Genomic DNA, 19,727 nt, shown 5'->3' with positions numbered 1-19,727 from the left:
CGCTCACCGATGAAAACGCTCGCCCCCTGCGACAAAGTGAAGCAGCGCGTCACCCGGTCGCATCCCGCCTTAACGAAATCCTCCTAAAGTGGTCCGGTATCCCACCGGTCACAGGCAGGAGGCGTCCCTTGGACGCGTTGTTGTTGTCCCGGATCCAGTTCGGATTCGTCATCAGTTTCCATGTGCTGTTCCCCGCCTTCACCATTGGCACGGCCAGCTGGCTGGCCTTCATCGAATGGCGCTGGCTGCGCACGAAGTTGCCCGTGTGGCGCGAGCTGTATTTCTTCTGGCAGAAGATCTTCGCGGTGTCGTTCGGCATGGGCGTGGTCAGCGGCATCGTCATGGCCTTCCAGTTCGGAACCAACTGGCCACGGCTGAGCGAGGTGGCCGGCACGGTCATCGGCCCGCTGCTGACCTACGAAGTGCTGACCGCGTTCTTCCTGGAAGCCAGCTTCCTCGGCGTGATGATGTTCGGCTGGGGCCGGGTTTCGCCGCGCCTGCATTTCCTGTCCACCTGCATGGTGGCGCTGGGCACGCTGTTCTCCACGTTCTGGATCCTGTCGTCCAACAGCTGGCTGCATACGCCGGCCGGCTACGAGATGGTCAACGGCGTGGTGCATCCGGTGGACTGGTGGCAGGTGGTGTTCAACCCCTCGTTCCCCTATCGCCTGGCGCACATGGCGCTGGGTTCGTTCATCACAACCTGTTTCGTGATCGGTGGTGTCGGTGCGTGGTACCTGCGCAAGGGCACGCATGTGGAAGCGGGCCGGCGCATGCTGGTGGCAGCGGTGGCGTTCGCGGCACTGACCGTGCCGGTGCAGATTTTCGTCGGCGACATGCATGGCCTGAACACGCTCAAGCACCAGCCGATGAAGATCGCGGCGATGGAAGCGCACTGGCATGAAACCAAGGAGGGCGAGGGCGTACCGCTGGTGGTGTTCGCGCTGCCGAACGAGAAGGAAGAGCGCAATGATTTCGAAGTTGCCATCCCGAAGCTGGGCAGCGTGATCCTCACCCACTCGCTGGATGGCACCTTCGACCCGCTGACCTCGGTACCGGCCAGCGAGCGGCCGCCGGTGACGCCGGTGTTCTTTGCCTTCCGCATCATGGTCGGGCTGGGCACGCTGATGCTGCTGTTGGCCTGGGTGTCAGCGTTCCAGCTGTGGCGCAGGAAGCTGCTGGATTCACCGTGGCTGCTGCGTGGATGGAACTGGATGCTGCCGAGTGGCTTCATCGCGCTGCTGTCCGGGTGGTTCGTCACCGAGATGGGCCGCCAGCCGTGGGTGGTGTATGGCGTGCTGCGCACCGCTGATGCGGTCGGCCCGCAGAGCGCGTGGATGACCGCGCTGTCGCTGGCGGTCTACGTCGTTGGCTACGCCTTCGTGTTCGGTTGGGGCATCTGGTACCTGGTGAAGATCCTGCGCCACGGACCGCGTCCGCACGATGATGGGCCGTCGCTGGACCACGGCAGCCACACCCCGGCACGCCCGCTGTCTGCGGCCGACGAACCGCTGGAGGAGCGCTGACATGGACCTGATGACCTGGCTGCCGGTGGCGTGGTTTGCGGTGATCGGCTTCGGCGTGCTGATGTACGTGGTGCTGGACGGCTTCGTGCTCGGCATCGGCATCCTCGCCCCGTTTGCCGAGGACGAGCAGCAGCTGGACCTGATGATGAACACCGCCGCGCCGATCTGGGACGGCAACGAGACCTGGCTGGTACTGGGCGGCGCCGGGCTGCTGGCGGCGTTCCCGAAGGCCTATGCGGTGCTGTTGTCGGCGCTGTACCTGCCGGTGCTGTTGCTGGTGGTGGCGCTGGTGTTCCGCGGCGTGGCCTTCGAGTTCCGCTTCAAGGCACATCGATCGCGCCGGGTGTGGAGCGTGGCGTTCGGCCTCGGTTCGCTGCTGGCGACCTTTGCCCAGGGCGTGATCCTCGGCACCCTGGTGCAGGGCATCCCGCTGGTGGACGGCGTCTACCAGGGCGGCGCATTCACCTGGTTCAGCCCGTTCGCGATGCTGACCGGTGCTGCGTTGGTGGCTGGCTATGCGTTGTTGGGCAGCACCTGGCTGATCCTGAAGACCGAAGGGCGCGTGCAGGCGCTGGCCCGGCAGATGACCCGGCCGCTGGTGGTGGCGGTGATCGCGGCGATGGGCCTGGTCAGCAGCTGGCTGCCGTTCCTCGATTCGCGGTTGATGGCGCGCTGGTTCAGCGACGGCAACTTCTGGTGGCTGTCGCCGGTGCCGCTGTTGACGCTGGCGGTGGCCGCCGCGCTGTGGCGCAGCGCGACCCATCCGCGCCACGACCTGCCGGCGTTCCTGCTCAGCCTGGCCTTGTTCGTGCTTGGCTTCCTCGGCCTGGTGCTGGGCATGTGGCCCTATCTGCTGCCGCCGTCGATGACCCTGTGGCAGGCCGCCGCGCCGGCCTCCTCGCTGGGCTTCAGCCTGGTCGGCCTGGTCATGCTGCTGCCGGTCATCCTCGGCTATACGGCGTGGTCGTACCGGGTGTTCCGCGGCAAAGTGCGCGCCGATAGCGGTTACCACTGATCGATTGAAGCGGGGCCCGCTGGTGCCGGGCCCCTGTTGTGGAATGTGAAATCTGCACACCCCGGGCGGGACGTGCTAGCGTGCGCTCCTTTCCGGCAGCCAGGGGGGCAGCCGGCGACGTCCTGGACGGACGCACGGCTGCAGGAACGGGGGGCCGCCGCGCGTCGCCGTAATGGCTCGTGCCTATCGTTCTCCCGTTGAAGCACCTTCGCTAATGATCGAATTCTCCATCGTCGACTGGGCTGCCTGGGCGCCCGGCCTGAGCGAGCGTAGCCAGTGGTTGGGCTGGGCCGATGCGCCGTATCCGCCGGTTGGCGAAGACACGCCGCCGCTCGCCGAAATCCCGGCAATGCAGCGCCGCCGAATCGAGCGGCTGGGCCGGATGGCGATCCAGGCTGCCTGCTGGTGCGAGGACGGGCAGGGCGCTGACAGCCAGGTGCCGCTGGTGTTCGCCAGCCGCCACGGCGACGTGGCCCGTTCGATGGAGCTGCTGGGGGCGCTCGCCAGCGATCAGCCCCTGTCACCGACGGGGTTCGGCCTGTCGGTGCACAACGCGATCGCTGCGTTGTACTCGATCGCGCGCGGTCACCGCGGCAACTACCTGGCGCTGGCCGCCGGCCAGGCCACGGTCGAGACCGCCTGCCTGGAAGCGGCCGGTCTGCTCGCCGATGGCGCCCGCGAAGTGCGGGTGGTGGTCTATGAGTCGCCGCTTCCTGAAATTTACGCGACGTTTGCCGACGAACCTGACCCGTTCTTTGCCTGGTGCTGGCGTTTGACGGCGCCGATGCCGGGCCAGCCGATCCTCTCCCTGCAGTGGGAGGCGGCGCCGGAGGCCACTGCCACCGCCCCGGGCACGCTGCCGCACGCGCTGGACCTGCACCGCTTTCTGCTGTCCGGCGCGCCGGCGCTGGAGCACGTGGCTCAGGGCCAGCGTTGGCGCTGGGGGCGCCGTGGCTGAGGCGCTGCGCCGTCTCGATCATGCTTGGCGGGTGCTCGGCACCGGCCTGAGCTTTGCCGCATTCGGTTTGGGCGGGCTGCTGCTCGGCGTTCTGGTGATGCCGGTGCTGCTGCTGATGCGTGATCCGGTGGCGCGGCGCCGCCGTGCCCGGCGCGTGGTCCAGGTCGCGTTCGCCAGCCATCTGCGGCTGATGCGCGGGCTGGGGGTGATGACCTACGAGATCGAGGGCGGCGAACGCCTGCAGCGCGACGGCCTGCTGGTGCTGGCCAACCACCCGACCCTGATCGACGTGGTCTGCCTGATCTCGCTGCTTCCCAACGCCGACTGCGTGGTCAAGCGGGCGGTGGCCTGCAACCCGTTCATGCGCGGCCCGGTGCGGGCTGCCGGCTACATCTCCAATGACGATGGCGCCGGCCTGGTCGATGACTGTGTGGCCGCAGTGCGCGCCGGAGGCACCCTGGTCATCTTCCCGGAAGGCACCCGCAGCGTGCCGGGGCAGCCACCGCGGCTGCAGCGCGGGGCCGCCAACATCGCCGTACGGGGCCGCATCGACGTCACCCCGGTGCGGATCACCTGCAGCCCGCCAACGCTGACCAAGGGGCAGAAGTGGTATCGTGTCCCCTCACGTCGCTTTCACGTTCGGCTGCAGATCGGCGAAGATATCCCGATCGCGCCATTTCTGGCCGAAGACGACTCGCCAAGGGGGGATGCCTTGGCGGCCCGTCGCGTCACCGAGCACCTTTCTCGTTATTTCGACCTGTCTGGAGATCCGAACCGTGCAAGCACTTGAGCACGAGATCAAGGAATTGATCATTTCCTCCCTTTCGCTGGAGGACATCACGCCGGAGGACATCGATCCGACCGCGCCGCTGTTCGTCGAGGGCCTCGGCCTGGATTCGATCGACGCGCTGGAGCTGGGACTGGCGCTGCAGAAGAAGTACGGTGTCAGCCTCTCGGCCGATTCGGAAGAAACCCGTCGCCATTTCTCCAGCGTGCGCGCGCTCGGCGAGTTCGTCGCCGCCCGCCAGTCGTAACGGCGCCAGGAATTGCCATGACCAAGAATGAACTGTTCGAACGCATCGTCAGCATCCTGACCGACAGCTTCGAGATCGAAACGGCCCGGATCACCCCGGAAGCCCGCCTGTACGACGACCTGGACATCGACAGCATCGATGCGGTGGACCTGATCGTGCAGCTCAAGCCGCTGCTCGGCCGCAACCTGCAGCCGGAAGCGTTCAAGGCCGTGCGTACCGTGCAGGACATCGTCGATGTGGTGCACAGGCTGCTGCCGGACCAGGCAGCCGCCTGACCGCAGCGCCGACGGCTCCACCATGGCACGCGCACGCACGGTCGTGGTGGCTGCGATCTCGCTGGCCTACCCGGTACTGGTGTACCTGGCGATGGGTCGTTTCGAGCCACGCTGGCTGTCGCTGCTGCTGTTCACCCTGGCCCTGCTGCGCGCGCTGAGTTCGCGCCAGCCGCTGTGGTGGGCCGCAGCGGCGGGCACCGGCCTGCTGGCGGTACTGGCTACCGTGCTCAACCAGGCCCTGCCACTGAAGCTGTACCCGGCGCTGGTCAATGCGGTGATGCTGGCAGTGTTCGGCACCAGCCTGCGCTTCGGGCCACCGCTGGTGGAGCGCCTGGCGCGGATGCAGGAGCCGGACCTGCCCCCGTTCGCGGTGGCCTATACCCGACGCGTCACCCAGGTGTGGTGCGGGTTTTTCGTTCTCAACGGCAGCCTGGCCCTGCTGACCGCGCTGTACGCGTCGGACCGGGCCTGGATGCTCTACAACGGATTGTTGGCGTACGTCATGATGGGCGTGTTGTTCGCAGGTGAGTGGCTGGTGCGGCGGCGGGTGAAGGCGGCGCACGCGCATGGCTGAGTGGATTGCCCTTGACAGGCTGCTGCTGGCGGCGCTGCCGCATCGAAGCGTTGGCGTCTGCGATGGCGAGGTGATCGACCACGCCCACTTCCGCCAGCGCGTGCTGGCCTGGCGCGCCGCATTTGCGACGGCCGAAGGGCGTGACTGGGCCCTGTATTTCGATGATGCGGTGGCCTTTGCCGCGGCGTTGTTCGGTGCCTGGCATGCCGGCAAGCGGGTGTTCCTGGCCGCCGACAACCTGCCGGCCACGTTGCAGGCGCTGCAACCGCAGGTGAGCGGTTTCGCAGGCGACGTGTCGGCCGACTATCGCCCGCTGGCGGCGCTGGACGCCACGCTGGACGACGAACTGCAGGCGCTGGACGAACGCGCCTGCGAGCTGAGCGTGTTCACCTCCGGCAGTACCGGCCAGCCGAGCGCGATCGGCAAGCGCCTGGACCAGCTGGCGCGCGAGGTGGATGCGCTGCAGGCTGCGTTCGGCGCACAGATGGAGGGCGTGCAGGTGCATGGCACGGTATCCCACCAGCACATCTACGGCCTGCTGTTCCGCGTGCTGTGGCCGTTGGCCGCCGGCCGCCTGATCCATCCACGCCGGTTCTTCCATGAAGACCTGGTGGGTGCGCTGGCCGGTACCGACACGGTGCTGGTGGCGACGCCAGCCCACCTCAAGCGCCTGCCCGAGCAGCTGGACTGGGCCAGCCTGCATGGCCGCCTGCGCGCGGTGTTCTCCTCCGGCGGCCCGCTGCCGGAAGAAGCCGCACGCCAGGTGCGGCAGTGGCTGGGTGTGGCGCCGACCGAGGTTTACGGCAGCAGCGAAACCGGTGGCATCGCCTGGCGCCGCTGGGACACCGACCTGCCACCGTGGCAACCGTTGCCGGGCGTGCAGTGGCGCATCGAGGATGGCTGCCTGGCCGTCGCCTCGGCGCATCTGGAAACCCTCGACTGGTGGCGTACCCAGGACCGCGTGGAAGCGTTGGCCGATGGCCGGTTCCGCCTGCTGGGCCGGGCCGATCGCATCGTCAAGATCGAAGAACGCCGCGTCTCGCTGGATGCACTGGAGCGCGCGCTGCGCGAAGACGCCGAAGTGGACGACGCGCGCGTGCTGGTCCTGCCCGGCCAGCGCGAGCAGCTGGCGGCCGTGGTGGTACCGGCTGACCGGGCGCTGCTGGCGGGTGGTGACACCGCGCGCCGCGCCCTGGGCCAGCGCCTTGGCGCGCGCCTGGCGCACGCCCATGACGCAGTGACCCGGCCGCGCCGTTGGCGCCTGGTGCAGGCGCTGCCGATCAATGCGCAGGGCAAGGTAACCCAGGCGGCGCTGGCAGCGCTGTTCCAGCCACTGATGCCGGTGCCGGTCTGGGACCGCCGCGACGCCGCCAGCGCCACCCTGCGCATGACCCTGGACCCGACGCTGCGGCCGTTCCAGGGCCACTTCCCCCAGGCAGCGATCCTGCCCGGCGTGGCGCAGCTGGATTGGGCGGTGCGTTTCGGCCGCCAGGTGTTCGCAATGCCGGCAGCGTTTCTGCGCATGGATGCGGTGAAGTTCCAGCATGTGGCCCGCCCCGGCGATGAGCTGACCCTGCAGCTGGACTGGGATGCCGCACGCAGCGCGCTGGCCTTCCGTTACACCTCCAGCCATGGTGTGCATGCCAGCGGCAAAGTGGTCTTCGCCGATGCGGACTGATCCGGCCGTTGCCGGTGCCGCATTCGCGCCACTGGTGGTGATTCCCGTCTACGACCACGAGCACGCCATCGCGGCGGTGCTCGACGGCGTGCAGGCCGCGGGACTGCCCTGCCTGCTGGTCGACGATGGTTCGCACGATGGGTGCGCGGCGGTGCTGCGCGCGCTGGCACAGCGCCAGGGCGTCGACCTGCTGCGCCTGGACATCAACCAGGGCAAGGGCGGGGCGATGCTGGCCGGTTTTGCCGAGGCCGGCGCGCGTGGCTACAGCCACGTGCTGCAGATCGATGCCGACGGCCAGCACGATACCGCTGACCTGCCACGCTTCATCGAAGCCGCGCGCGCCCATCCCGAGGCGGTGATCTGCGGCATTCCGGCTTACGACGCCAGTGTTCCCAAGGCGCGCCTGTATGGCCGCTACGCCACCCACATCTGGGTCTGGATCAACACGCTGTCGCTGCACCTGCGCGACACCATGTGCGGCTTCCGCGTGTATCCGCTGCCGCCGGTGCTGCGCCTGATCGGTGAAGAGACCATCGGCCGGCGCATGGATTTCGATACCGAAATAATGGTGCGCCTGTACTGGCGCCGGCTGCCGGTCGAGCACCTGGCCACGCGGGTGACCTATCCGTCCGATGGCGTGTCGCACTTCGATGTGTGGCGCGACAACGTGCGCATCAGCCGCATGCATACCCGCCTGTTCTTCGGCATGCTCTGGCGTGCGCCGCGCCTGCTGTGGCGCCGCCTGCGGGGGCAGCGCTGAGATGACGGCCGCGCAGGGCGCCCCACACTGGGCCGACATCGGCGAATCCACCTCGGTGGCCGGCGTGCTGTTCCTGTGCTGGGTGCACCGCTGGTTCGGGCGCTGGCCGTTCCGCCTGTGCGTGTGGCCGGTGGTGGCCTGCCATTGGCTGGGCAACCGTGTGGGGCGACAGGCCTCGATGCAGTACCTGCAGCGGCTGCAGGCGCACAGCGGCGTGCTCGGCCGCGCGCCGAAACGGCGTGACAGCCTGCGCCACTTCTTTACCTTCGCCGACACGATGCTGGACAAGATCCTCGGCCTGGGCGGGCGCTACCCGGCCGAACGCATCCACCTGCACCGCGACCTGGTGCTGCAGAAGATCGCGCGCCGCGAGGGCGGGCTGATCCTCACCGCGCACATCGGCTGCCTGGAGCTGTGCCAGGTGCTGGCCGAGCAGGTGCCGGGATTCCGCATCACCGTGCTGGTGCATACCGCACACGCGCAGCGCTTCAACCGTCTGCTGCAGCGGCTGGACCCGCTGGCGGCGGTGGAACTGGTGCAGGTGACCGAAATGGGGCCGGCCACGGCGGTGATGCTGGCCGAGCGCGTTGCGGCGGGGGGCTTCGTTGCCATCGTCGGCGACCGCACGCCGGTACAGGGTGGCCGCAGCGTCACCGCCGATTTCCTGGGCCACCGCGCGCCGTTCCCGATCGGCGCCTATGTGCTCGCCGCCGCGCTGGGCTGCCCGGTCTACACCATGGCCTGCCTGCACCAGGGCGACGGCTATCGGGTGGCATTCGAACAGTTCGCCGAACGCATCGTGCTGCCGCGTGGCTCGCGCGACGCCGCGCTGGCCGAACAGGCACAGCGCTTCGCGCGCTGGCTGGAACTGCAGGTCATCCAGTCCCCGTTGGACTGGTTCAATTTCTTCCCCTTCTGGGATCAGGCTCCGCATGACGACTGACGCCGTACCCGTGTGCCGCTTTGGCGATGCACCGTTGACCATCGAAGACGTGGTTGCCCTGGCCCAGCGCCAGTGTGAGGCCGCACTGAGCGACGCGCCGGCATTCCGCGCGCACATCCAGCGCGGCGCCGACTTCCTCGACCGCCTGCTGCGCGAGGACGGCGTGATCTACGGTGTAACCACCGGCTATGGCGACTCGTGCACGGTGAACATCCCGCCGGCACTGGTGGCTGAACTGCCGCACCACCTGTACACCTACCATGGCTGCGGCCTGGGCCGTTACCTGGACCCGGTCGAGACCCGTGCGGTGCTGGCTGCGCGCCTGGCGTCGCTGGTGCGCGGCATGTCCGGTGTCAGCCTGCCGCTGCTGGAAGGCTTGGCCACGCTGCTGCAGCACGACGTGCTGCCGATGATTCCGGCCGAAGGCTCGGTCGGTGCCAGTGGCGACCTGACCCCGCTGTCGTACGTGGCGGCAGTGCTGTGCGGCGAACGCGAGGTGCTGCACGAGCGCCGCGTGCAGCCGGCGGCCGAGGTGCTGGCGAAGATCGGCATGACCCCGCTGAAGCTGCGGCCGAAGGAAGGCCTGGCGATCATGAACGGCACAGCGGTGATGACCGGCCTGGCCTGCCTGGCCTGGCAGCGCGCCGATTACCTGGCCCGCATGGCCACGCGCCTGACCGCGTTCAACGTGCTGGCCAGCGACGGCAACGCGCACCACTTCGACGAAACCCTGTTCGCGGCCAAGCCGCACCCGGGCCAGGGCCGCATCGCCGCGCGCCTGCGCAGCGACCTGCACAGCGAACGCCCGCCGCGCAATGAACAGCGCCTGCAGGACCGTTACTCATTGCGCTGCGCGCCGCACGTCATCGGCGTGCTGGAAGACAGCCTGCCGTTCCTGCGCCAGCTGATCGAAACCGAGCTGAACAGCGCCAACGACAACCCGCTGATCGATGCCGATGGCGAGCGGATCCTGCACGGCGGCCACTTCTACGGCGGCCACATCGCGCTGGCGATGGACACCCTGAAGAACACCGTGGCCAACGTTGCCGATCTGCTCGACCGGCAGCTGGCGCTGGTGGTCGATGCCCGCTACAACCATGGCCTTCCGGCCAACCTGTCGGCGGCCACCGGCCCGCGCGCGGCCATCAACCATGGCCTGAAGGCGCTGCAGATCAGCGTTTCGGCCTGGACCGCCGAAGCGCTGAAGCAGACCATGCCGGCCAGCGTGTTCTCGCGCTCCACCGAGTGCCACAACCAGGACAAGGTCAGCATGGGCACCATTGCCGCGCGCGACTGCCTGCGCGTGATCGAGCTGACCGAGCAGGTGGTGGCGGCAATGCTGATCGCCGCGCGCCAGGGCCTGGCGCTGCGTGAACGGGTTGGCCTGAATGCGCAGCTGCATGGCAGTCTGGCCGACATGTACGCCGACCTGGGGCAACGCATCGCCCTGGTCGAGGAAGACCGCGCGCTGGATCGCGAACTGCGGGAACTGCTGGTGGAGATCCGCGCGCAACGTTGGGAGCTGTATGCCGGTGAATGAGGCCATTGAACGGGTTGGCGAGATTGCGTTGACCCCCGCCTTCCATGACTGCGATCCGATGAACGTGGTCTGGCATGGCAACTACTTCAAGTACTTCGAGATCGCGCGCTGCGCGCTGCTCGGTCGCTACGACTACGACTACCCGCAGATGCTCGAATCGGGCTACCTGTGGCCGGTGGTCGATGCGCGGGTGAAGTACGTGCGGCCGCTGCTGTTCAACCAGGCCCTGCGCGTGGTCGCGCGCATCGTGGAATGGGAGAACCGGCTGAAGATCGAGTACGAAATCCTCGATGCGGAAAGCGGTCAGGTGCTGACCCGCGCGATGACCATCCAGGTCGCGGTGGACGCGGCCAGCAAGGAAATGCTGTACCAGTGCCCGCCGGTACTGTGGGAACGCCTGGGAGTGCCTGCACCGTGAACACCCTTGTCCGTCTTTCCAGCGCGCTGCTGTGCGCGCTGATCTTCGTTGCCGCACCGCAGGTGCAGGCGGCCGACCCCGCCATTGATGCGATCACCCAGGCGGTGGCGCGGCCGGACGTGCTGCGTGGCCAGTTCAGCCAGGAAAAGCAGGTCAGCGGCTTCAAGAACCCGCTGCGCTCGCAGGGCCAGTTCGTGGTCGCGCGCCAGCATGGCGTGATCTGGACCACGCTCAAGCCGTTCCCCTCCGAAGTGGTGGTCACCGCCGACCGCATCCTCAGCCGCCAGCGCGATGGCAGCACCCGTGTCGAGCTCGATGCACGGCAGCAGCCGGCGATGCGTTCGGTGAACGCGATCATGTTCGCGCTGATGAGTGGCGACGTGCAGGCGCTGTCCGGCCAGTTCAACGTGGCGGCCAGCCGTGAAGGGCAGGGCTGGCGGCTGCGGCTGACGCCGAAGTCGGCGATGCTGGCCAAGGCGTTCCAGTCGCTGACCCTGCAGGGCGACCGCTACGTGCGCCAGGTCGAGATCGTCGAGGCCAACAAGGACCGCACGCAGATCCAGTTCAGCGCGCTGAGCGAAGCGCCGGCCACGCTCACCGCCGACGAGGCACGCCGCTTTGAGTGAGGGGGCAGCATCGAACGGGCCGGACCGGTTGCGGCGCTGGTGGCACTGGCTGGGCATCGCCTGGCTGGTGCTCCTGCTGGTGTTGGGTGCGCAGCAATGGCGCCTGTGGAGCCAGCAGTCGCGGATCGACACCGACATCCTCGCCCTGCTGCCGCAGGATGCGCATGACCGCCTGTTGAGTGACGTCACCCGGCGCATCGCCGACGGCAGCTCGCGCCAGGTGGTGGTGCTGCTGGGCAGCAAGGATGGCGCCGCCGCCAAGCGCGCACAGGCGGCGTTCGCTGCGGCGATGGCGGCGGATGCCGACAGCGCGTTGCTGGTGCCCAGCGGTTCGATCGAAGGCTGGTTCGACGAGGCGCGCGCGTTCTACGCACCGTACCGCGACCGCCTGCTGACCCCGGCCCAGCGCGAGCAGCTGCAGGGCAGCGAACCGGGCGCGTTGGCCGAGCAGGCGTTGGCTGCGCTGTACGGCCCGATGGGCGCCCCGCGCCTGACCGACTGGCGCCAGGACCCGCTGTCGCTGTGGCCGCAATGGTGGCAGCAGCAGGCGCAGGGGTCGGGGTTGCGGCTGGGCGATGACGGCCTGCTCGAAGCCGAGGGCAGGCATTGGGCCGTGCTGCAGTTCGATACACCTGGTTCGGCATTCCAGCTTGACGGCGAACGCCATCTCGATGGCCTGCTGGAACGCGCCGGAAAGGCGGCCAAGGCCGTAGCACCGGAGCTGGAGATCCTGCACGCCGGCGTGCCGCTGCATGCGGAGGCAGCCGCAGTGCAGGCCAACCGTGAGATCAATACCATCGGCTGGGGCTCGCTGGCCGCGGTGCTGCTGCTGGTGTGGCTGGCGTTCCGTTCGCTGCGCCCGATCCTGCTGGTCGCCGCGTCATTGCTGATCGGCTGCGGCGTGGCACTGGCGGTGACCGTGCTGGTGTTTGGCAAGGTGCACGTGCTGACCCTGGTGTTCGGTGCATCGCTGGTGGGTGTGGCCGAGGATTACGGTATCCACTGGTTCGCCTCGCGCCAGGCCGAGCCGGCCGATCGTCGCTGGAAGCTGCTGCGGCACCTGCTGCCCGGCCTGTGGCTGGCCCTGCTGACCAGCGCGCTGGCCTACCTGGCACTGGGCCTGGCCCCGTTCCCGGGCCTGCGCCAGATGGCGCTGTTCTCGGTGGTCGGCCTGGCGGCTGCTTTCCTCACGGTGATCTTCTGGTTCCCGTGGCTCGATGGCGGCGAGATCCGCCAGACCCGGTTCTCGCAGTGGCTGGGCAATACGCTGGAACGTTTCCCGCGCCTGCATGGCCGTCGCGGGGTGACGATGTTCGTGGTGATCACGCTGGCACTGTCTGCAATCGGCATCGCACGCCTGCACAGCAACGACGACCTGCGCAGCCTGCAGTCATCACCGCCAGCGTTGATGGCGCAGCAGATCCGCCTGAGCCAGCTGCTGGGCATGCCCAGCCCGGCGCAGTTCTACCTGGTGCAGGGCGCGGATGCTGCGCAGCTGCTGCAGCGCGAGGAAGCACTGACCGAGCGCCTGCGTGTACTGGCCAACGACAAGCGCATTGGTGGCTATCGCGCGATCAGCGATTGGCTGCCGTCGCCGGCACGCCAGCAGGCCGATGCCGCGCTGACCGCGAAGGTGGAACCTGGCGTGCTGTCGGCCGTGTCCGAGGCGGTGGGAGAGCCGCTGCAGCGTCCGCAGTTCGCCGCAGCGCCGCTCACCGCCGAAGCCTTCCTGGCCTCGCCGGCCTCGCAGCCGTTCAGCCACCTGTGGGTGGGTGAAGTCGGTGGGCAGATGATCAGCGTGGTAATGGTCGACGACCTGTCGCGCGCCGATGCCCTGGCCACGCTGGAAGGTGCCGCCGAGGGCCTGCCCGGCGTTCGCTGGGTAGACCGCACCTCCGATTTCTCCAAGCTGCTGGGCCACTACCGCAAGCTGATGGGCGGGCTGCTGCTGGTCGGCATCGCACTGGTGTTCGGTGCGCTGTGGCTGCGCTACCGCCGCCAGGCCTGGCGCGTGTTCGCGCCGACCCTGATTGCCGGCGCATTGACCCTGGGCCTGCTTGGCCTGTTCGGCCAGCCGCTGCAGCTGTTCAACGTGCTGGCACTGATGCTGCTGCTGGGCATGGGCATCGACTACGGCATTTTCCTGATCGAGCACCGCGGCGACGCCAGTGCCTGGCTGGCCGTGTGCGTGGGCGCGGCCAGCACCTGGCTGTCGTTCGGCCTGCTGGGCCTGTCGCAGACCCCGGCGTTGCGCGCGTTCGGCCTGACCCTGCTGTTCGGCATCGGCCTGGTCTGGCTGATCTCGCCGCTGTTCCGTCCGCCGCCGCACGATCTGCCGCCGGCCTGAGCCTGTTTTCCGACTTCCTTCTTTCCACTTGATCGAGCAACAAGGACGCACCGATGAACACTGCTGTGGATGCTGTCGAACGTACTGAAATCCTGATCATCGGCGCGGGCCCGGCCGGTTCGGTGGCTGCGGCGATGCTGCGCCAGCAGGGCCGCCAGGTGCTGATGCTGGAACGCCAGCAGTTTCCACGCTTCTCCATCGGCGAAAGCCTGCTGCCGCAGAGCATGGAGTACATCGAGGCGGCCGGCCTGCTGCAGGATGTGGTCGAGGCGGGCTTCCAGTACAAGAACGGTGCCGCCTTCGTGCACGGCGAAGCGCGCACTGCATTCGACTTCAGGAAGAAGTTCTCGCCGGGTTGGGGCACCACCTACCAGGTGCAGCGCGCCGACTTCGACAACGTGCTGGCACGCGGTGCCGAGCGCATGGGCACCACGCTGCGCTTCGGCGACGAAGTGCTTGCTGTCGAGCCGGGCGAGCAACCGGCGGTGACGGTGCGCCGCCCGGACGGCAGTGAATACCGCATCGAGGCCGATTTCATCCTCGATGCCTCCGGCTTCGCGCGCCTGCTGCCGCGCCTGCTGCAGCTGGAATCGCCATCCAACTTCCCGGTGCGCGGCGCGATCTTCTGCCACGTGCGCGACAACATTCCGGCCGAAGCGGACTTCGATCGCAACAAGATCCTGATCACCACCCACCCCGAGCACATCGACGTCTGGTACTGGACGATCCCGTTCTCCAACGGCTGCTGCTCGCTGGGCGTGGTCGCCGAGCCGTCGTTCTTCGAGCGCTACGAGGGTGACGACCTGCAGAAGCTGCAGGCCATCGTCGGCGAGGACCCCAACCTGACCCGCCTACTGGCCAACGCCGAATGGGCGGTGCTGCCGGTGCGCCGCATCACCGGCTACTCGGCCAACGTCAGCTCGCTGTGGGGGCCCGGCTATGCCCTGCTGGGCAACGCCGGCGAGTTCCTCGACCCGGTGTTCTCGTCCGGTGTGACCATTGCCTTCAAGTCCGCGCAGCTGGCCAGCGAATGCCTGGCGCGCCGCTATGCCGGTGAAACCGTCGACTGGGAAGCTGAATTCTCGATCCCGCTGCGCGCCGGCGTGAAGACCTTCCGCCGCTTCGTCGAAAGCTGGTACGAAGGCGGCTTCCAGAAGATCATCTACCACCCGCAGCAGCAGCCCGAAGTGCGCGACATGATCAGCTCCATCCTGGCCGGCTACGCCTGGGACACCAACAACCCGTATGTGGCCGACGAAAGCGGCCGTCGCATGCGCGTGCTGGAGGAACTGTGCAGCGCCTGATCTTCCGTACTGCGGCCCTGCTGCTGTGCCTGCTGCTGGCCGCCTGTGCCGGGCGCATGCCCAAGCCACAGGTGGAACTGCCGCCGCTGCGCCTGTCGCCGGCCAGCCTGCCGGCGCCGCTGGCGCTGCAGCAGCAGCTGCATTTCCGCTTCGGCACGCATGAGCGCGATCTCGACGCGCTGCTGGAAGCCGACGCCCAGCAGGTGCAGCTGGCCGTGCAGGCGATGGGCCAGACCGGCGTGCGCCTGCAATGGGACGGCCAGCAGCTGACCCAGCAGCGTGCGCCATGGTTGCCGCCGCAGGTGCGTGCCGAGCGTGTGCTGGATGACCTGCAGTTCGCGCTGTGGCCGACCGCGGCCATCGCCGCAGCGCTGCCGGCGGGCTGGCAGGTCAGTGATGATGGTCATCAGCGCAGCCTGTCGCGTGATGGCACCGTGTGGCTGCGCCTGCAGCGCCTGTACGATGGCAGCATGCAGCTGGACAACCGCGCCGAAGGCTATGCGCTGCGCATCGAATCAATCGACATGGCCGGGCAGGACCGATGAGTGCACCGATCTACCTGAACGACCTGGGCATGGTCTGCGCGCTTGGCGAGGACCGTGCCACAGTGGCGTCGGCGCTGTTCGCCGATGTACCGGGCGGGCTCAGCACCAACGGCAGCCTGATGCCGGGGCGCACCCTGGCGCTGGGAGAAGTACGCACGCCGCTGCCGGCGCTGGAAGACCTGCCGGTGGCCCTGCGTGGGCGCAACAACGCCCTGCTGGACATGGCACTGGCGCAGATCGCTCCGGCGGTGAGCGCAGCCATTGCCCGCCATGGCGCCGAGCGCGTAGCGGTGGTGTTGGGCACCAGCACCTCGGGCATCGGTGAATCCGAGCAGGCCTTGCGCACCCATGCCGAGCAGGGCCAGTGGCCGCCAGGGTTCGATTACGCCCAGCAGGAAATGGGTACCGCCGCGCAGTTCGTGCGCCAGCGCAGTGGCGCGCTGGGACCGGCGTGGACCCTGTCCACGGCGTGTTCGTCCAGCGCCAAGGCATTGATGTCGGCCGCGCGCATGCTGCGCGCCGGCATCGTCGACGCCGTGATCGCAGGCGGCGCGGACTCCCTGTGCCGCTTCACCGTGGCTGGCTTCAGCGCGCTGGAATCGGTCTCGGCCCAACGCTGCAATCCGTTCTCGCAGCATCGTACCGGTATCAACATCGGCGAGGGTGCCGCGCTGTTCCTGCTCACCCGCGAACCCGGCCCGGTATGCCTGGCGGGGTGGGGCGAGTCGGCCGATGCCCACCACATGTCCGCGCCTGACCCGCAGGGCCTGGGCGCCATCGACGCCCTGCAGCAGGCGCTGCAGCGTGCTGGCTGGGCCGCCGGCGAAGTGGACTATGTGAACCTGCATGGGACAGCTACCGGCCACAACGATGCGATGGAAAGCCTGGCCGTGTCGCAGGTACTGGGCAGCCACGTGCCGGCCAGTTCGACCAAGCCGTTGACCGGCCACACGCTGGGTGCCTCGGGCGCCATCGAGGCGGCGCTGTGCTGGATCGTGCTGGCCGAGAACCCGCAGCAGCAGCTGCCGCCGCACTGGTGGGACGGCGTGGCCGACCCAGCGCTGCCGGTGTTGCCGCTGGTCGCACCGGCCACCCGCCTGGCGCAGCCGCCGCGACGGGTGCTGAGCAATTCGTTCGCTTTCGGCGGCAGCAACGCCGTGCTGGCACTGGAGCGTCGATGAACACGCTGTATGCAATCGAAGAGGTGGTGCCGCACCGCCAGGACATGTGCCTGCTGCAGCGCATCACGCATTGGGACCAGGACACCCTCGAGGCCGAACTGGTGGTGCCCGAGGCCGGCCTGTTCGTGGAGAACGGCGAAGTGCCGGCGTGGGTCGGCATCGAATACATGGCGCAGGCCATTGCGGCCTGGGCCGGCTGCCGCGCGCGTGCGGCCGGCAAGCCGCCGCAGCTGGGCTTCCTGCTCGGCAGCCGCCGCTACAGCAGCGCGCGCAGCAGCTTCCCCAGCGGTTCGCGACTGCGCGTACAGGCGCGCTGCGAGCTGTTGGGTGACAATGGATTGGGGATGTTCGCCTGCCGCATCCAGGCAGGTGAGGACGAATGGGCGACAGCCAACGTGTCGGTGTACGAACCGGCCGACGCGATGGCCTATCTGGAGAGTGGACAGGCATGACAGGGAATCGAAGCGTGCTGGTGACCGGCGCCAGCCGGGGCATCGGCCGGGCCATTGCGCTGCGCATCGCGCGCGATGGCTTCGACGTGGTGGTGCATTGCCGCAGCCGCCTGGAAGAGGCACAGGCCGTGGAGGCTGAGATCCAGGCACTGGGCCAGCAGGCCCGCGTGCTGGTGTTCGACGTGGCCGACCGCGAGGCCGCGAGGGCCGCGCTGGAAGCCGATGTCGAGGCACATGGCGCGTATTACGGCGTGGTCTGCAATGCCGGCATCGCCCGTGACGGCGCCTTCCCGGCGCTGTCGGAGGACGATTGGGACCAGGTCATCCACACCAACCTGGATGGCTTCTACAACGTGCTGCATCCGCTGATCATGCCGATGGTACGGCGGCGCAGGCCGGGCCGCATCGTCACCCTGTCGTCGGTATCCGGGTTGGCCGGCAACCGCGGCCAGGTCAACTACAGTGCTGCCAAGGCCGGCATCATCGGTGCCACCAAGGCGCTGGCGCTGGAACTGGCCAGCCGCCAGATCACCGTCAACTGCGTGGCTCCGGGCCTGATCGAAACCGAAATGCTCAACGATGAAGTGGTTGAACACGCGCTCAAGCTGATTCCCGCCGGCCGCGTCGGCCGTCCCGACGAAGTGGCGGCGACGGGGGCGTTCCTGCTGTCCGAGCCGGCCGGCTACATCACCCGCCAGGTGATCTCGGTGAACGGAGGCATGCTCTGATGGCCGCCAATCGTCGCGTGGTGGTCACCGGTGCCGCCGCCATCAGTCCGCTCGGCCACGATTGGCCGACCATCGAGGCACACCTGCGCAGCTGCCGCAATGCGGTGCGTGCGATGCCCGAGTGGGATGTGTATGCCGGGCTGAACACCAAGCTGGCGGCGCCGGCGCAGGATTTCGCGCTGCCGCCCAACTACAACCGCAAGACCACCCGCTCGATGGGCAAGGTCGCGATCATGTCGGTGCGCGCCACCGAGGTGGCGCTGCGCGAGGCAGGCCTGCACGAGCACCCGGTGCTGCGCAGCGGCCGTACCGGCGTGGCCTATGGTTCCTCGTCGGGCAGCCATGAGGCCACCGGTGAATTCGGACGCATGCTCAACGAGTTCACCACCGATGGCATCAGTGCCACCACCTACCTGAAGATGATGAGCCACACCGCGCCGGTCAACATCGGCGTGTTCTTCGGCCTGTCCGGGCGCGTGTACACCACGTCCAGCGCCTGCACCTCGGGCAGCCAGGGTGTGGGCGCGGCCTATGAAGCCATCCGCAGCGGCAAGCAGACGGTGATGGTGGCCGGCGGTGCCGAGCAGCTCGATGCCACCGCTGCGGCGGTGTTCGATACGCTGTTCGCCACCAGCGTGCGCAACGACGCGCCGCAGACCACGCCACGCCCATTCGATGCCGGCCGCGATGGCCTGGTGCTGGGCGAGGGCGCCTGCACGCTGATCCTGGAAGACCTGGAACACGCGCAGGCGCGTGGCGCCACCATCCTGGCCGAGGTGGTCGGCTACGGCACCAACAGCGATGGCCAGCACGTCACCCAGCCCAGCGCCGACACCATGGCCCAGGCGATGCGCCTGGCGCTGGAAGATGCCGGCCTGGACACGGCGCAGATCGACTACGTCAACGCCCATGGCACCGCCACCGACCACGGCGACATCGCCGAGACCCAGGCCACCGCACAGGTGTTCGGCAGCCGCGTGCCGATCAGCTCGCTGAAGAGCTACGTCGGCCACATGCTGGGTGCCTGTGGCGCGTTCGAGGCCTGGCTGAGCATCGAGATGATGCGCACCGGCTGGTTCGCGCCGACCCTGAACCTGGCCGAGGTCGATCCGCGCTGTGGCCAGCTCGACTTCATCACCGGGCAGGGCCGCGAACTGCAGGCCGAGTACGTGATGAGCAACAACTTCGCCTTCGGCGGCATCAACACCTCGCTGGTGTTCCGCCGCTGGCGCGAGTGAACCACCGTCCCACCGCACTGTTTCCGCTACCCACCCGCACCCCTGACAAGGAGAAGTTTCGATGCGCCGCACTCTCATGATCGCCACTGCCACTGCGCTGCTGGCCCTGACCTCCACCGCCTCTGCCCGCGACACGCGTGTCGAACAGTCCCTGCAGGAACTGGTCAATTCGCAGGCCGCCAAGGACGCTGGCATCGACGGCAGCGTGCGCTTCTATCTGGCCGGCCAGCCGGTCAGCGTGCAGCAGCGCCTGGGCGAAGACGTGACCAACAAGAAGACCAACGCCGCCAACAAGAGCGATGCCGAGGCCTGCCGCTGGGTTGCGTTGTCGGCACTGCGCGCGCTGCAGGACGGTGCCAAGTCGCGCGGCGCCAACGCCGTGGTCGACATCGTCAGCTATTACAAGAAGAACGAGTTCAAGAGCAGCACCAACTACGAGTGCTACGCCGGTGCCATCCTCGCGGGTGTCGCGCTGAAGGGCACCTACGCCAAGGTCAAGTAAGCGCCCGTGTGGTGGCAGCCGTGGCTGAACGACGCCGCCACATTGCTGAACCTCGCCGGGGAAACGCCGTCGATCACGCCGCC

21 protein-coding genes are annotated in these 19,727 nt (G+C 68.2%); all 21 read left to right on the top strand.

The window, feature by feature from the left end:
• The first annotated feature begins 128 nt into the window (after positions 1-128).
• The 21 genes from BN1263_RS01920 (at position 129) to BN1263_RS01820 (ending at position 19,644) form a co-directional block, all read left to right on the top strand.
• Entirely contained in the window at positions 129-1,526 is a 1,398-nt protein-coding gene (locus BN1263_RS01920) for a cytochrome ubiquinol oxidase subunit I (RefSeq protein ID WP_058979168.1), read from the top strand.
• Between the two features lies 1 nt (position 1,527).
• Positions 1,528-2,541 carry a cytochrome d ubiquinol oxidase subunit II gene (gene cydB, locus BN1263_RS01915; RefSeq protein ID WP_058979166.1) on the top strand — a complete coding sequence of 338 codons (1,014 nt, stop codon included), beginning with the start codon at positions 1,528-1,530 and terminating at the stop codon, positions 2,539-2,541.
• Positions 2,542-2,755: 214 nt separating this feature from the next.
• On the top strand, positions 2,756-3,499 hold the full coding sequence (locus tag BN1263_RS01910) for a beta-ketoacyl synthase chain length factor (RefSeq protein WP_019661717.1): 744 nt from the start codon (positions 2,756-2,758) through the stop codon (positions 3,497-3,499).
• Positions 3,492-4,289, top strand: coding sequence for a lysophospholipid acyltransferase family protein (locus tag BN1263_RS01905; protein WP_021203501.1), 798 nt, complete (start codon positions 3,492-3,494; stop codon positions 4,287-4,289). The genes BN1263_RS01910 and BN1263_RS01905 overlap by 8 nt, the downstream gene beginning before the upstream one ends.
• On the top strand, positions 4,276-4,533 hold the full coding sequence (gene apeE / locus BN1263_RS01900; protein ID WP_005411610.1) for an ApeE family acyl carrier protein: 258 nt from the start codon (positions 4,276-4,278) through the stop codon (positions 4,531-4,533). The genes BN1263_RS01905 and apeE overlap by 14 nt, the downstream gene beginning before the upstream one ends.
• 17 nt (positions 4,534-4,550) lie before the next feature.
• Entirely contained in the window at positions 4,551-4,808 is a 258-nt protein-coding gene (locus BN1263_RS01895; RefSeq protein WP_006402206.1) for an acyl carrier protein, read from the top strand.
• 22 nt (positions 4,809-4,830) lie between these two features.
• Positions 4,831-5,382 carry a COG4648 family protein gene (locus BN1263_RS01890; RefSeq protein ID WP_058979164.1) on the top strand — a complete coding sequence of 184 codons (552 nt, stop codon included), beginning with the start codon at positions 4,831-4,833 and terminating at the stop codon, positions 5,380-5,382.
• Complete coding sequence (locus BN1263_RS01885; RefSeq protein WP_058979162.1) at positions 5,375-7,060, top strand: ApeI family dehydratase; 1,686 nt, start codon at positions 5,375-5,377, stop codon at positions 7,058-7,060. Before BN1263_RS01890 ends, BN1263_RS01885 begins: the two co-directional genes overlap by 8 nt.
• Positions 7,050-7,820, top strand: a complete 771-nt coding sequence (locus tag BN1263_RS01880) for a glycosyltransferase family 2 protein (RefSeq protein WP_058979160.1) — start codon at positions 7,050-7,052, stop codon at positions 7,818-7,820. Before BN1263_RS01885 ends, BN1263_RS01880 begins: the two co-directional genes overlap by 11 nt.
• 1 nt (position 7,821) lies before the next feature.
• Entirely contained in the window at positions 7,822-8,763 is a 942-nt protein-coding gene (locus tag BN1263_RS01875) for a lysophospholipid acyltransferase family protein (RefSeq protein ID WP_019661712.1), read from the top strand.
• A complete protein-coding gene (locus BN1263_RS01870; protein WP_058979158.1) occupies positions 8,753-10,303 on the top strand; it encodes an HAL/PAL/TAL family ammonia-lyase in 1,551 nt (516 codons plus the stop codon). The genes BN1263_RS01875 and BN1263_RS01870 overlap by 11 nt, the downstream gene beginning before the upstream one ends.
• Positions 10,290-10,721, top strand: coding sequence for an acyl-CoA thioesterase (locus tag BN1263_RS01865; protein ID WP_005411603.1), 432 nt, complete (start codon positions 10,290-10,292; stop codon positions 10,719-10,721). Before BN1263_RS01870 ends, BN1263_RS01865 begins: the two co-directional genes overlap by 14 nt.
• Positions 10,718-11,347 carry an ApeL family LolA-like protein gene (apeL, locus tag BN1263_RS01860; RefSeq protein ID WP_058979156.1) on the top strand — a complete coding sequence of 210 codons (630 nt, stop codon included), beginning with the start codon at positions 10,718-10,720 and terminating at the stop codon, positions 11,345-11,347. The genes BN1263_RS01865 and apeL overlap by 4 nt, the downstream gene beginning before the upstream one ends.
• Positions 11,340-13,694, top strand: coding sequence for an ApeM family transporter (gene apeM / locus BN1263_RS01855; protein ID WP_058979154.1), 2,355 nt, complete (start codon positions 11,340-11,342; stop codon positions 13,692-13,694). The genes apeL and apeM overlap by 8 nt, the downstream gene beginning before the upstream one ends.
• Positions 13,695-13,747: 53 nt before the next feature.
• A complete protein-coding gene (locus tag BN1263_RS01850) occupies positions 13,748-14,998 on the top strand; it encodes an NAD(P)/FAD-dependent oxidoreductase (RefSeq protein WP_019661707.1) in 1,251 nt (416 codons plus the stop codon).
• The gene (apeN, locus tag BN1263_RS01845; RefSeq protein ID WP_058979152.1) at positions 14,986-15,543 is read left to right on the top strand and encodes an ApeN family LolB-like membrane protein; all 558 of its coding nucleotides are present in this window, start codon (positions 14,986-14,988) and stop codon (positions 15,541-15,543) included. The genes BN1263_RS01850 and apeN overlap by 13 nt, the downstream gene beginning before the upstream one ends.
• Positions 15,540-16,724, top strand: a complete 1,185-nt coding sequence (locus tag BN1263_RS01840) for a beta-ketoacyl-[acyl-carrier-protein] synthase family protein (protein WP_058979150.1) — start codon at positions 15,540-15,542, stop codon at positions 16,722-16,724. Before apeN ends, BN1263_RS01840 begins: the two co-directional genes overlap by 4 nt.
• Positions 16,721-17,176 (top strand): hotdog family protein, encoded by a 456-nt coding sequence (locus BN1263_RS01835; RefSeq protein ID WP_058979148.1) that lies wholly within the window; start codon positions 16,721-16,723, stop codon positions 17,174-17,176. Before BN1263_RS01840 ends, BN1263_RS01835 begins: the two co-directional genes overlap by 4 nt.
• Entirely contained in the window at positions 17,173-17,904 is a 732-nt protein-coding gene (locus BN1263_RS01830) for a 3-ketoacyl-ACP reductase FabG2 (protein ID WP_058979146.1), read from the top strand. Before BN1263_RS01835 ends, BN1263_RS01830 begins: the two co-directional genes overlap by 4 nt.
• Entirely contained in the window at positions 17,904-19,142 is a 1,239-nt protein-coding gene (locus tag BN1263_RS01825; protein ID WP_058979144.1) for a beta-ketoacyl-ACP synthase, read from the top strand. The genes BN1263_RS01830 and BN1263_RS01825 overlap by 1 nt, the downstream gene beginning before the upstream one ends.
• Before the next feature lie 61 nt (positions 19,143-19,203).
• Positions 19,204-19,644, top strand: a complete 441-nt coding sequence (locus BN1263_RS01820) for a hypothetical protein (RefSeq protein ID WP_005420284.1) — start codon at positions 19,204-19,206, stop codon at positions 19,642-19,644.
• Positions 19,645-19,727 lie beyond the last annotated feature (83 nt).

Source organism: Stenotrophomonas thermophila, assembly GCF_001499715.1.
In the GTDB taxonomy this organism is placed as follows: Bacteria; Pseudomonadota; Gammaproteobacteria; order Xanthomonadales; family Xanthomonadaceae; genus Stenotrophomonas; species Stenotrophomonas hibiscicola.
This window is presented reverse-complemented; position numbering and strand designations above follow the sequence as displayed.